At 70.0% G+C, this 11,235-nt stretch carries 14 protein-coding genes and 2 pseudogenes; 7 read left to right on the top strand and 9 right to left on the bottom strand.

Annotated features, from left to right (window positions below; translation table 11 throughout):
* Positions 1-88: 88 nt before the first annotated feature.
* From G6W55_RS22635 to G6W55_RS22645, 4 genes are read right to left on the bottom strand one after another with little or no spacing between them, the layout of a single operon-like run.
* A complete protein-coding gene (locus tag G6W55_RS22635) occupies positions 89-931 on the bottom strand; it encodes an oxidoreductase (protein ID WP_175522654.1) in 843 nt (280 codons plus the stop codon).
* A gap of 47 nt (positions 932-978) precedes the next feature.
* Positions 979-1,176, bottom strand: a complete 198-nt coding sequence (locus tag G6W55_RS38835; RefSeq protein WP_254876377.1) for an SDR family oxidoreductase — start codon at positions 1,174-1,176, stop codon at positions 979-981.
* Positions 1,173-1,598 (bottom strand): NAD(P)-dependent oxidoreductase, encoded by a 426-nt coding sequence (locus G6W55_RS22640; RefSeq protein ID WP_254876378.1) that lies wholly within the window; start codon positions 1,596-1,598, stop codon positions 1,173-1,175. The genes G6W55_RS38835 and G6W55_RS22640 overlap by 4 nt, the downstream gene beginning before the upstream one ends.
* Before the next feature lie 47 nt (positions 1,599-1,645).
* The gene (locus G6W55_RS22645; protein WP_175522655.1) at positions 1,646-2,593 is read right to left on the bottom strand and encodes an oxidoreductase; all 948 of its coding nucleotides are present in this window, start codon (positions 2,591-2,593) and stop codon (positions 1,646-1,648) included.
* 97 nt (positions 2,594-2,690) lie between these two features.
* Here G6W55_RS22645 and G6W55_RS22650 point away from each other — a divergent pair, with 97 nt between their 5' ends.
* On the top strand, positions 2,691-3,266 hold the full coding sequence (locus G6W55_RS22650; RefSeq protein WP_175522656.1) for a TetR family transcriptional regulator: 576 nt from the start codon (positions 2,691-2,693) through the stop codon (positions 3,264-3,266).
* Positions 3,267-3,305: 39 nt separating this feature from the next.
* On the opposite strand, the gene G6W55_RS22655 is transcribed toward G6W55_RS22650, so the two are convergent.
* Positions 3,306-3,704 (bottom strand): hypothetical protein, encoded by a 399-nt coding sequence (locus tag G6W55_RS22655; RefSeq protein ID WP_175522657.1) that lies wholly within the window; start codon positions 3,702-3,704, stop codon positions 3,306-3,308.
* Between the two features lie 193 nt (positions 3,705-3,897).
* Between G6W55_RS22655 and G6W55_RS22660 the strand changes: the two genes are divergently transcribed.
* Together G6W55_RS22660 and G6W55_RS22665 are read left to right on the top strand one after the other, a co-directional pair.
* The gene (locus G6W55_RS22660) at positions 3,898-4,764 is read left to right on the top strand and encodes an AraC family transcriptional regulator (RefSeq protein ID WP_175522658.1); all 867 of its coding nucleotides are present in this window, start codon (positions 3,898-3,900) and stop codon (positions 4,762-4,764) included.
* Positions 4,765-4,934: 170 nt separating this feature from the next.
* Positions 4,935-5,499: pseudogene (locus G6W55_RS22665) on the top strand (aminoglycoside phosphotransferase family protein).
* 63 nt (positions 5,500-5,562) lie between these two features.
* Here G6W55_RS22665 and G6W55_RS22670 read toward each other — a convergent pair.
* The 3 genes and pseudogenes from G6W55_RS22670 to G6W55_RS22680 form a co-directional block, all read right to left on the bottom strand.
* Positions 5,563-6,075, bottom strand: a complete 513-nt coding sequence (locus tag G6W55_RS22670) for a hypothetical protein (protein ID WP_175522659.1) — start codon at positions 6,073-6,075, stop codon at positions 5,563-5,565.
* Positions 6,072-7,007, bottom strand: coding sequence for a class I SAM-dependent methyltransferase (locus G6W55_RS22675; protein ID WP_175522660.1), 936 nt, complete (start codon positions 7,005-7,007; stop codon positions 6,072-6,074). Before G6W55_RS22675 ends, G6W55_RS22670 begins: the two co-directional genes overlap by 4 nt.
* Before the next feature lie 269 nt (positions 7,008-7,276).
* A pseudogene (locus G6W55_RS22680) lies at positions 7,277-8,045 on the bottom strand (transposase).
* 35 nt (positions 8,046-8,080) lie between these two features.
* On the opposite strand from G6W55_RS22680, the gene G6W55_RS22685 reads away from it, so the two are divergent.
* The 4 genes from G6W55_RS22685 to G6W55_RS22700 all read left to right on the top strand — a co-directional run bounded on the left by G6W55_RS22685 (position 8,081) and on the right by G6W55_RS22700 (position 10,632).
* Positions 8,081-8,557: a hypothetical protein gene (locus G6W55_RS22685; RefSeq protein WP_175522661.1), complete on the top strand. Its 477-nt coding sequence runs from the start codon at positions 8,081-8,083 to the stop codon at positions 8,555-8,557.
* A gap of 52 nt (positions 8,558-8,609) precedes the next feature.
* Entirely contained in the window at positions 8,610-8,888 is a 279-nt protein-coding gene (locus G6W55_RS22690; RefSeq protein WP_175522662.1) for a hypothetical protein, read from the top strand.
* A gap of 42 nt (positions 8,889-8,930) precedes the next feature.
* Entirely contained in the window at positions 8,931-9,440 is a 510-nt protein-coding gene (locus G6W55_RS22695; RefSeq protein ID WP_244368356.1) for a hypothetical protein, read from the top strand.
* Between the two features lie 346 nt (positions 9,441-9,786).
* The gene (locus tag G6W55_RS22700) at positions 9,787-10,632 is read left to right on the top strand and encodes a hypothetical protein (protein WP_309243786.1); all 846 of its coding nucleotides are present in this window, start codon (positions 9,787-9,789) and stop codon (positions 10,630-10,632) included.
* Between the two features lie 90 nt (positions 10,633-10,722).
* On the opposite strand, the gene G6W55_RS22705 is transcribed toward G6W55_RS22700, so the two are convergent.
* Positions 10,723-11,094, bottom strand: a complete 372-nt coding sequence (locus tag G6W55_RS22705) for a ClpX C4-type zinc finger protein (protein ID WP_175522663.1) — start codon at positions 11,092-11,094, stop codon at positions 10,723-10,725.
* Between the last annotated feature and the right edge of the window lie 141 nt (positions 11,095-11,235).

The following is an 11,235-nucleotide window of genomic DNA, read 5'->3' on the forward strand; positions in this document are numbered from 1 at the left end:
TAGGTGAGGCAAGGGCGGTGTCTGGGGGCGAGAGTGCGCTCGCGCAGGTCGGCTCTCCTGATCAACTGCATGACACGCAGGTGGAGTGTCAGAGCACCCGGCCCGGAGTCGCTTTGAAGACGCGGGCGACGATGCGATCCAGCGCACGGTCGGTGAGGATCTTGCGTCCGAGTACGGCCTGGCGGGCCGAGGCGCCGACGGCGTAACGGGCTTTGGGCCTCTCGGAGGCGACCGCTCTGGCGACGGCGTCGGCGACCACCTCGGGACTGGAGCCGGTGCCGGCGGCATCCGCCCGGGCGAGTACGTCGTGGACAGAGCGGGCCAGGCGGGCGTAGGGGCCGTTGCCGGAGACCTTCATCAGGTTGTCGCGGGCGATGGTGTTCCACTCGGTGCGGATCGCGCCGGGTTCGATGAGGACGACGCGGATGCCGAACGGCGCGACTTCGACGCGCAGCGCGTCGCTCATGCCCTCCAGGGCGAACTTGGTGGCGTGGTACCAACTGCCGAGCGGGCCATAGATCTTTCCCCCGATGGAGGAGACATTGACGATGGTGCCGCCGCGCTGGGCGCGCATGTGCGGCAGGACGAGCTGGGTCAGCCGGGCGGGCGCGAAGACATTGACCTCGAACTGGGCGCGGCCCTCGTCCGCAGGAACGTCTTCGAGGGCGCCGTAGGAGCCGTAGCCCGCATTGTTGACCAGGACGTCGATGCGGCCCTGCTCCTCGATGATGCGGTCGAGGGCGCGGGTCGTGGCGTCGGCGTCCGTGACGTCCAGGGCGAGCGGGCGTACGCCTTGCGCCTCCAGGTCACCAAGGCGCTCCAGGCGACGGGCGGTTCCGTACACGATGTGGCCCTCGCGGGCGAGGCGTCGGGCGATGGCGGTGCCGATTCCGGAGGAGGCTCCGGTGATCCAGGCGACGGGCTGGTTCATGGGTGGTTCCTTTGCGGTCGGGCCCAAGTGCGGGCCCAAGTACGGGCTCACGGATAGAGGTTGCGGTGGTAGGTCGCGGGATCGTCGAGGACGTCGAGGATCTGGGCGGCGAGCTGACGGTAGGTCAGCCGGGAGAACGTATGGGCGCGCGGGCGCAGTGCGGGCGGGCTCGGCGGCCGACGGGAGGGGCGATGGGTCAGCAGCGTGGGGCGCAGGATCGTCCAGTTAGTCTGACTGTTCGTCACGATGGAGTCCTGTAGGCGCCGTTCACGCACGGCCGGCGCGTTGGCGAGCCGGTACAGGGCGGCCGCGGTGTGGGCGAGGGGGCCGCGGGCGTGCGGCGGTAGGCGGCTTCCGAGACGACCACCAGGCGGCGGACGCCGTGCTGACGCATCGCACCGACGACGGTCGCCGTGCCGCGCGAGTACAGCGCGGTGGAGCGGTCGCGATGCAGACCGAGGGCTATGACGACGGCATCCGCGTTCCGTACGGCGTCGGTGACGCTGACCGTGTCGAAGACGGACCCGGTGGCGACACGGGTCGCGGGTGCGTCGCCGAGGCGCGCGGCGTCGCGGACATGCGCCGTCGTACGGTGTCCGCGGGCGTGGGCGACGTGCAGCAGGGACTGCCCGGTGCGTCCGCTGGCTCCGAACACGGTCAGGGACATGTATCGAGGTCGTGAACCTCGCCGACCCGTCCGCCCACCTGGCGACGTCATGACGCGCTCGTCCGGTCCGCGAAGCCGGGAATCCGGAACGTCACCCCGGTCAACCGCTCGCTCTCGCGCCACAGCCAGGCGCCGAGGTCCGGGCTGTCGGCCCCGGCGGGAAGGGGGACCGGCCTGGGCGTGCCGGAGGTCTGGTCCCGTCCGGCGGGGCCGATGAAGGCACCGCTGACGGCCTCGGGGTGCGTCGCCGCAAAGAGGGAGGGCCAGGCGGCGCCGTCGGCGGAGCCCATCAGCGTGCGTGCGGCCAGGGCGACGAACAGCCGCCCCGTCCGCCCGGCGGCGGTGTGGCGCTGCAAGTTGGTGACGGCGGAGCCGGGGTGGACGGCGACGGCGCGGTGCGCGCTGCCGTCGAGGCGGCGGGCGAGTTCCCGGGTGAAGACGATGTTGGCGCGCTTGGACTTCGCGTACGCGCTCATCGGGCGGTAGCGCCGCTCGCTCATCAGATCGGTCAGGTCGCCGGAACGCCACCCGGCGGCGATGGCGCTGACGGTGACGATCCGTGCGGCCGCGGAGCGGGTCAGGGCCGGCATCAGATGGGCGGTCAGGGCGAAGTGGCCGAGATGGTTGGTGCCGACGGAGAGTTCGAGGCCGTCACGCGTGGTGCGGCGCTCGGGGACGTCCATGACACCGGCGTTGTTCACGAGGATGTCGAGCGTCTCCCCGGCGGCGATCGGGGCGGCCGCGTCACGGATCGCGGCGAGATCACCGAGGTCGAGTTCCACCGTCTCCAGGCGCACGCCGGGTATGTCGGCGCGCAGACGGGCGGCGGCCTTGGCCAAGGACTCCCGGTTCCGCCCCGCGAGCAGGACGCGGGCGCCGTGCTGGGCCAGGACCTGGGCGGTGCGGTAGCCGATGCCGCTGTTGGCGCCGGTGATCAGGGCGGTCCGGCCGTCGAGGGGCGGGATGTCGGCGGGGGTCCAGTGCTGTGCGGTCATGGCGACACCTTCCTAAATGAATGTTCATTCATTACATCCAGCATGCGCGTGCGGCCCCGGCTTGTCAAATAAACGTTCATTAGGCGAGGGTGGGGGCATGGCAACGCGCGATCCCGACCGCAAACGGCAGCAGCTCATGGAAGCGGCCCTGGCCGAGTTCGCCGAGTACGGCGTGGCCGGCGCCCGGGTGGACCGGCTGGCCAAGCGCGCGGGCATCAGCCCCGGCCTCGTGTACTCGTTCTTCGCCGGCAAGGAGGGCCTGTTCGAGGCCGTCTACGAGGCGATCGTCGAGCAGACGGTGGACGCGGTGCCCATCGACGCCGACGACCTGGCCGACTACGCCGGCCGCCTGCACGACGCCGCGTCTCAGTACCCGCAGGTCATGCGGTTCCTCGCGTGGTACTCACTCGAGCGCGCCGACCGGCCGGTACCCGCGATCGTCGCCCGCTCCATGGACGAGAAGATCGCCGCCATCGCGGCGGCACAGCAGCGCGGCACGGTCACCTCCGACAAGCCGGCCGGCGAGATCCTCGCGCTGGTCCTGGCGCTGGCCAACATGTGGCAGCACCACACCGAGGACGTCGGCCACCTCGTCACCGACGCACAGCGGCGCACGGTCATCACCGACGCCGTACGCCGCCTGGTCACGCCGGACGTGCCCGGGCACGGCTGACCCCGTTACGGCGGCCGGCGTAGCGGCGCCCGTTCTCCGTCAGACGGCCTCCGGAAGATGACCGAGGTGCTTGATCACCCGCTCACGCAGAAGGAGGTACTCCTCCCAGCGGCGCGGCAGAGGACCCGGCGGGCGTACGACGACACGGGCGGCGTCGACGGTCTGCCCGAGCCGGAACTGCTCGCGTGTGAGGTCGAGTTCGACGCCGCTCGGCAGCCGGTTCCACCAGTGGAAACCATGCTGGGTCCCGTCGAGGTGCACCTCACCGACCACCAAATCACCGCCGAAGACGTCGTTGACGATCAGGGCCGTGATGTCACAGTGCCCCCAGGCCGGATTGCCCGGCTCCCAGTCGGGCTGGTCGTCGGGCGAACAGGTGTCGGCTGCCCAACTGGCGCGCAGGGCTCTGTCGAGATCGAGCAGGTTCCAAGGGGTCATGCGGCCAGGATCGCAGCGGCCACTGACATCGCGGAGACGGCGGCATCACGGAGACGGCGACAACGCGGAGACTGCGCAGGAGCCGCGAAGTTCCCCGAGGCGGTGAGACCCGACCGTATCGGACACAAGATGTCGGGTCCGGCACAGTGGGGCCTCCCTAGCGTGGGGATCAGTGAGGGAAGGACGGCCAGGAGTGCTGGAACGGCTGAATCAGGCCATGGACCACATCGAGGAGCACCTCGACGAGCCCATCGACGCGGCCGAGCTGGCCCGTATCGCGATGACGTCGGAGTACCACCTGCGGCGGATGTTCTCGGCGCTTGCGGGCATCCCGCTCTCCGAGTACATCCGTCGCCGACGGCTGACGCTCGCCGGGGCCGAGGTGCTCGCGGGGGAGCGGACGCTGCTCGATGTCGCCGTGCGCTACGGGTACAGCTCGGGCGAGGCGTTCGCGCGTGCCTTTCGCGCCGTGCACGGGGTCGGCCCCGGCGAGGCGCGGCGCACGGGTGCGGCGCTGCACTCCCAGCCCAGGATGTCCTTCCGGTTGATCGTCGAAGGGAGCAGCAGTATGCGATACCGGGTGGTGGAGAAGGACGCGTTCCGGCTCGTCGGCCGGGGGACACGGGTCCCGCTGGTCTACGAGGGGATGAACCCGGCCATCGTGGAGTTCGTGAAGAGCATCGGCAAGGAGACGCTGGGACGCTGGGAGGAGTGCGCGGCGGGGGAGCCCGACGGTGTCGTGGCCGCCGTGAGCAACCACTCCGCGGACGACGCGGAGGGCACCGAACTCGACTACTTCCACGGCGTGGTGAGCGACGCGGACGTGCCCGGCGCTTCGCAGAGCCTCGACGTCGAGCCGGGGACGTGGGCGGTGTTCGAGTCCTCGGGCGAGTTCCCGCGCGCGGTCCAGTACCTCTGGCGGGACGTCTACACGCAGTGGTTCCCGTCGAACCCGTACCGAAGCCGACCGGGCCCGTCACTCTCCCGCACACGAGTGTCCGAGGACGGCACGCACGCGGAGGCGGAGGTGTGGATTCCGGTGGAGCGGGTGGGCGGCTGAGCGCTGGCGCCGGTGTCGACTGCGGCTCGGGGCGCAGTCGATTCCGCGCGCACAACAGCTTGCGCGGGCCATAAGCGCCTCGCCTACGAGACTGGAGACACGCACATGGCGGCCCGGGCACCCGCGGGCAGCGGGACCCCCGACGACTCTCCCCGGGATACTGACCGCCCATGGATGAGGTCGAAGCCGTCGTCGCCCATTCCGAGCGTGCGACCCTGCGCGTCGGCGACGTGTTCCTGAAGGTGGACGCCGACCAGACACGCATCGACGCCGAGGCCGAAGCGATGGCCCTCGCACCTGTCCCGACACCGGACGTCCTGTGGCGCAAGCCACCCGTGCTCGCGATCGCCGCCGTCCCGGGGACGACGCTCGGCCGCCTCAGCGGCCCGTCGACCGGGTCACCGGCGGCATGGGCCGCGGCGGGCGCCGCCATCCGCACCCTGCACGACGCACCACTGCCGCCCCGCCCCGGCCGGGCCGCGCGGAGCATCGCCGCGCTGACGGCAGAACTCGACGCCGAGTGCGCGCTACGACCTCGCCACCCTCACCCTCGGCCACGAGGAACACCTCGACGACCTCATCGTCGGCTACGGCACCACGGTCGACCTCGACCTCGATGTGATCCGCGGATGGTGGTCACTGCGCAGCCTGCTCGCCGTCCGCTGGCTGACCGAGCACGGCTTCGACCCCTTCGCGCCGGGCTGCGAGGTCGACGTACTGAGATCCCGGATGTGAGGTGGCGCGGGCCCGTTCGACGGCAGGTCCGAGGCGCCACCCGCACGACCTCACCCGGCCCCTCTACCGCACGTGGCGGTACCAGCGCTGGTGCACCGCGGGTTCGACGCACAGCACGGCGGCGCCCGCGGTCACGCCGACCAGGAGGGCGTATCCGCCGCCGCCGTTGAGCACCGCGCCGAGGCAGGCGGCAGCAACGGCGAGTGGGCGCAGCAGGGTCAGTGGGCCGAGGCCGATGACCACCGCGAGGGTGCCAGCGCGGAACGGCAGGGCGAAGTAGGCCGCGAGCAACAGCAGTACGACGACGGCGTAGGCGGTGAGCGGGAGCAGAAAGCCGATGCCGCCGGCGGTCAGGGCGTCGTATGTCCGTGCCGGGTCCTGTGCGGTCAGCAGCAGGAGGACGGCGGTCAGGGTGGGGGCGAGCAGCAGAACGGCCCCGACGGTCAGCCCCCGCAGGGCGGCTCGGACGGTGGCCCGTTGCTTACGGATGCGGGCGTCGCTGCCGGCGTAGGCGCGGAAGCCGCTGAACGCCGCGTCGACCAGACCGAGGAGGACGAGCAGGATGGCGGGCGTCATCGGACGGTCCCGGCGAGGTGCTCCGGGCCGACCATGCGCAGTGCGTCCCGCCCGAGGGCTCGGCGAAGCGGCGCCTCCAGGTGCGGGCGCACTCCGATGATCGGGCGCAGCGGGGTGCAGAACGGGTTCGCCGTACCGCGCGGTTCGTACAGCAGTGCGCGGATGCCGGGTACCGCGGCGGCCCGCAGCAGTGTCTCGTCGCTGTGCGCGCGCCGGGCGGAGACGACGCCGTCGTGGCGGCCGAACGGGTTGCGCATCCGGGCGCGATGGAAGACCCAGGCGCCGATGGGCGCGAGCGGGGTCGCGGCGATGTCGAAGTGGCAGAAGGCATACGCCGGTGAGGCGGCCTGGGCCTGGAAGAACTCGGCCAGGGCGGGACCACGGAAGTGGTGCAGCACGCCGGTGGAGACGTAGACGGTCGCCGCCTCCGACAGGGCGAAGGCGTTTCCGTGGACGAAGCGACAGTCGAGCCCCTCCGCGCGGGCCAACCGCGCCGCCTCGCCGACCAGCGCGGCATCGAGGTCGACGCCGACCAGCTCGACGTCCGTACCGAGGGCATTGGTGGCCGCCAGCCGGCGGACCAGATAGCCCAGACCACAACCGACGTCGACCAAGCGGTACGGCCCGGGCCGCCCGGTGGTCTCCCGAATCGCGGCGAAGAGCGGTCCGAGCAGATGGACCAGCCGCTCGCCGATCCGCAGCTCCTCACTCAGACGCTGAAGCTCGGTGTGCACGCCGATGAGCAAACGGTCCACGGCGTGCGGGTCGAGCACACCGTCCCGGTCCACGGGCAACTCGGCGACGATACGGGCCGCGCGCTCGTCTCCCGCCTCCCGGAGCTGCCGAATCACCTCGGCACGCCGGACCGGGAGCCGCTGACCACTGTGCGGATCGACCACGGTGATCAGGTCGGATATCTCAAGCTGGTGCACGGCGCAGAACTGTACGGCCCCGCTGCGGCCCCCCGAACCGGGGTCTCGGCTCAACCTCCGCGGGGTGCGTCGGCGAGTCGTGCGCCCGGGTAACCGGCGAGGCGGTGACGAGCCCGTCAGGTCGGCCACGCGGAGATTCCGTCGTCCGCCCACCGGGGAACGACGCGGAAGTGCAGGTGAGGCACCGACTGCTCCGACCCAGGCTAAGGGCCGTCCCGTAAATGATCTTTGATTCGCCGGGCCGGACCGGTGGCGATGGGTCCGCTTGTCTATCCGGCGAGGGCGAGGTTGTGCATGCGGGCGATGCCGAGCATGGCGTGGTGGACTCCGTCGCCTTTGAGGCGGCAGTCGCGGAGGATCTTCCAGGTCTTCATGCGGGCGAAGACGTGCTCGACGCGGGCACGGACCTGCTTGTGGGACTTGTTGTGTTCCTGTTTCCAGTCGGGCAGGTCTTCGCCCTTGCGTCGGCGGTGGGGCATGACGAGCCCGGTGCCGGGGTAACCGCCGTCGGCGATCGTGAGAGTCTCGCCGACGGCGGCCTTGGCGCCGGACTCCTCCCACGCCTTGCAGTCGTTGCGGTTTCCGGGCAGCGGCCGGCCCACCACGACGACCAGGCGGGTGTCGGCGTCGACGACAACCTGGTGGTTCGTGGAGTACCGGTAGTTCTTGGACTGCTCGGCCACGCAGTGGTCGCGGGTGGGGACCAGGGTGCCGTCCACGATGAGCACGGTGCCAATTGGTGAACCGCTTGCGGGGCTGGAGAGCAAGCATCGGCCCGAGGTGGTCGATGATCCGGTCCGCCGCCGACTTGGACACCCCGAACAACGGAGCGAGCCGGCGCATGGTCAGGTTCGTGCGCCAGGACGCGGCGACCAGCAGCGCCCGGTCCTCCAACGGCAGGCCCCACGGCCGTCCCTTGCGGACCGCGTCTGCACCCTCGCGCCGCAGAACTGTCACCAGCTTTCCGAACTGCCGCAGGCTCAGCCCGGTGAACGGGGCTGTCCAGGACGGCTCGGACGCCGTGATCACGCCAGCCACAGCGAGATCGTGTCAAAGATCGACGGCATGGCACGATGACCGGCATGTCAGGTCAGGTCTGGGTGTCACTCATATCGCTGGGCGGCGTTGTCCTGGGCGGCTCGTTGTCCTACCTCGTCCAGCACAGGACTCAACTCTCGGCGGAACGCGCTGAACAGCATCGCCAGCAGCTCGCCTTGTCGGAGGCCCGGCGCGGGGAACGGCTGGCGCTGCTGGAGCGGTTCGTCGAGGTGGGGGCAGAGGCCGAACGTTCCGCCTTTGGTCGGCCTTCCGAGTGGGAGGACACGGACGCCTGGTTCCTCACGACCCGGGACGTCATGAACAGACTGTGGGTTGCGGAGCGGCTCATCCGCATCCAGTTCCCTCTGCCGGTGCACGACGCGGCCCGCGCGTACTTCCTCGACCTCAACCGGACGGTATGGGAAGGCTTGCCCGACGGTGAAAGCGTGCGGGACTACCTGGAGGACAACCGGCTGGCGTTTCTGGACGCGGCTCGCGCGGTCATGGGGTAGCGCACCGCCGTCCCCCGGAGACCTTTTACGGGACAGCCCTTAGGCTGACGTCATGTCACCCTCCGGCTGGACGAGGCTCACCCAGGCACAGGGGCTACGGCGCCGGCTGGCGATCATATGCAGCCACGTCATCAGGCGTCCACTCCTGATCCTCGCCCTTGCGGGGCTGGCCTTCCTCATCAACAAGTTCGGCAGGGACTTCCCCGCGCTCTATGGGATGGCCCCTCTCGGAGCCGTTCTGATCGGCTGGAGCATGGGCCGCTACCGTTCGGTCGATCCCGCCGAAGAGATCGGCGACGGGCCTCCGCCCCGGGGCGCCGATACGACGTGACCGCCAGTGCAGGGGAGCAGATGGGCGGCCTCCGTGGATCGTATGCTGCTGGCCGCCACCGCACACCATCTGCACCTGTCGGTCTCCTACTCGATGGCAAAAGCGTCCGTGCATGTGCGAGCTTCCTTCTCCCAGATGCCGATCGAGAAGACTGCGATGACTCGCGACGACGCTCTCCAGCGGTTCCGCCACATTGCGCGCGAGAGGGCGTTCGGCAGGTACGTCGGGTCTGACCGGCTGGTCCAGGCTGGGCTGGACACACTGATCGCCGGGGTCGGGAGTCCCTCGCTCGCCACGCCGGCCGGTCTTCTCCGGAGCGAAGAGCACGAGGCGCCGGCGCTTCTCGACCAGGTGCTGGAGGAGCTGGGGCTGCTCTTCCACGCGACCGCCGACCCTCGGGCCGCGAAAGGGGCGAAGGCTCACTGCGCACTCAGCCTGGACGACTGGGACGAGAGCTGGGGCGTTTCCATCGAGCAACTCAACCAAGAAGCGGTCGAGGCAGCGAGGCAGTTCCTCGTCGGCAAGGGGCGGACAGCCGAGGCGGCGGACTGACCGCCCGGCTCGCATTCCGTCACGCATTTGCCTCTGGCGATACCCACGGCGGTAGCCCGACCGTGTCGACCCGTCCATGACCCCGACCAGCCCAGTCCCAGATCCTGCTGATCATGGACTGTGGGATGCGCGATCCCCCTGCTCGGCACGGGGTTCCGCGCCGGCTTGAGGGCTCCAGGGAACCGCCCCGATCGGCTGAAATTCGGGGCTGTAGATCCGGTACGGAAAGTAGCGATCAGCCGATGACCACTGTTGCGTAATGGCTGATCATGTCTACATATGGTGAGTGCGATGTCACCATCAGTAATCGCCGGTGGTGCGAAGAATCGCGTCAGCAGGGCACCCGGTGCACACCGGGTCGCCCTTCAATCACCTGGAAGGAACGAGTGTGAGCGTTCGCTTTGGCGTGACCCGGAAGAAGGCGCTCGTGGCAACGGCGCTGGCCGCGGCCCTCGCCTCGACACTCTTGGGATCGGTGTCCGCTGTCGCGGACGGCGACGGTGGCTATGGAGAACAGGAACAAGAACGCCCAGATCACTGGGGCGTGATCGCCCGCAACACCATCGGCTCGCCGGTCGCCGATCTGCGGAACGGCCCCTTCGGCTCGTTCGGTGTGACGGATTCCTCCGGCAGACCGCCGTACGGACGAGGCAGCCTCGGCATCGCGGTGTCGGACCAGTCCACCTCGCTGACCCCCGCCAGCGAGAAGGTCGACTTCGGCAACGAGGTCGACTTCTTCGGCGATCCCGTGCAGGGCTTGCAGAGGCTCGGGTTCCACGTCTTCCAGACCGGGGAGAACGTGCAGCGCGGCGGCGCGGAGAACATGCCGAACATCAGGTTCGAGATCGATCCGAACCTGGCGGCGCTTCCGAACGACAACTACTCCACGATGGTGTGGGTGCCGGACGCCGCCCCCGTGACGAACCGCTGGAGCTCCTTCATCGATGCCACCACGACCGGCTACTGGTTCCTCTCGGGCAACGAGACCACCTGTACGCAGGCCGCCGAGTGCACCTTCGACGAGCTGAAGGCGTCACTCAACGACGGCGGCGACGGCGCGACCATCTACACGGCCGCGGTGGGCAAGGGCCGCGACCACATGTGGATCGGCGCCGTCGACGGCCTCCGCATCAATGACAACGTCTACGACTTCGAGGCCAACGGCGTCAGGGTGCGCAACGACGACGACTGACGCGGCGGGCCATCCCGAGCGCACACCCTTCATGAGCGGCTCCGCCCGACGCCCACGTCGGCCGGAGCCGCTCATGTTCGCTCACCCTCGTCACTCCTCCCCGGAGAACCGCTCCCAGGCCGACTGGCGCGTGATACCCAGCGCCTGGCCGATCCTGGCCCAGGTCACACCACGCCGCCGCAGCTCCGTGACCCACATGCGCAGATCGGCCTCGACCTGGTCGGCGACGGCCGCGACCCGGGGCAGCCGCTCCAGCATCTCGGCATCGCTCAGCTCGCCCCACATCGGCATCCGCAGCTCGGTCGGACCCGGGCGGTACTCGGCCACGATCGAGGCGGCCAGGTCCACGCACTCGGTGCAGATGTTCACGCCCGGGCCGGCGACCAGCTTGGTCACCTCCGCCTCGGGCTTGGCGCAGAACGAACACGCCCGGCCGCCGCCGTCCATCGTCTCGGCGAGCATGGCAAACCCTCCTCCGCGGGCGGCCTGCCTGTCAGGCCAATCCTGACGGCCAAAGGGTAGGGATGTCAGGAGGGTCCTGACAAGTACGGGGGTGGAAACGCCGAAACGGCGGCCCCGGGGGCGGGGGTGCCGTTGTCATGC

This window comes from Streptomyces sp. CAI-85, assembly GCF_013363615.1.
Classification (GTDB): domain Bacteria; phylum Actinomycetota; class Actinomycetes; order Streptomycetales; family Streptomycetaceae; genus Streptomyces; species Streptomyces antibioticus_B.

Excerpts from the sequence above, each read along its gene's own strand:
- G6W55_RS22635 (WP_175522654.1), bottom strand. The coding sequence starts at position 931 with ATGAACCAGCCCGTCGCCTGGATCACCGGAGCCTCCTCCGGAATCGGC.
- G6W55_RS22685 (WP_175522661.1), top strand. The coding sequence starts at position 8,081 with ATGACCGGCATGTCAGGTCAGGTCTGGGTGTCACTCATATCGCTGGGC.
- G6W55_RS22705 (WP_175522663.1), bottom strand. The coding sequence starts at position 11,094 with ATGCTCGCCGAGACGATGGACGGCGGCGGCCGGGCGTGTTCGTTCTGC.
- G6W55_RS22650 (WP_175522656.1), top strand. The coding sequence starts at position 2,691 with ATGGCAACGCGCGATCCCGACCGCAAACGGCAGCAGCTCATGGAAGCG.
- G6W55_RS22690 (WP_175522662.1), top strand. The coding sequence starts at position 8,610 with ATGTCACCCTCCGGCTGGACGAGGCTCACCCAGGCACAGGGGCTACGG.
- G6W55_RS22640 (WP_254876378.1), bottom strand. The coding sequence starts at position 1,598 with ATGTCCCTGACCGTGTTCGGAGCCAGCGGACGCACCGGGCAGTCCCTG.
- G6W55_RS22645 (WP_175522655.1), bottom strand. The coding sequence starts at position 2,593 with ATGACCGCACAGCACTGGACCCCCGCCGACATCCCGCCCCTCGACGGC.
- G6W55_RS22655 (WP_175522657.1), bottom strand. The coding sequence starts at position 3,704 with ATGACCCCTTGGAACCTGCTCGATCTCGACAGAGCCCTGCGCGCCAGT.
- G6W55_RS22695 (WP_244368356.1), top strand. The coding sequence starts at position 8,931 with ATGCTGCTGGCCGCCACCGCACACCATCTGCACCTGTCGGTCTCCTAC.
- G6W55_RS22670 (WP_175522659.1), bottom strand. The coding sequence starts at position 6,075 with ATGACGCCCGCCATCCTGCTCGTCCTCCTCGGTCTGGTCGACGCGGCG.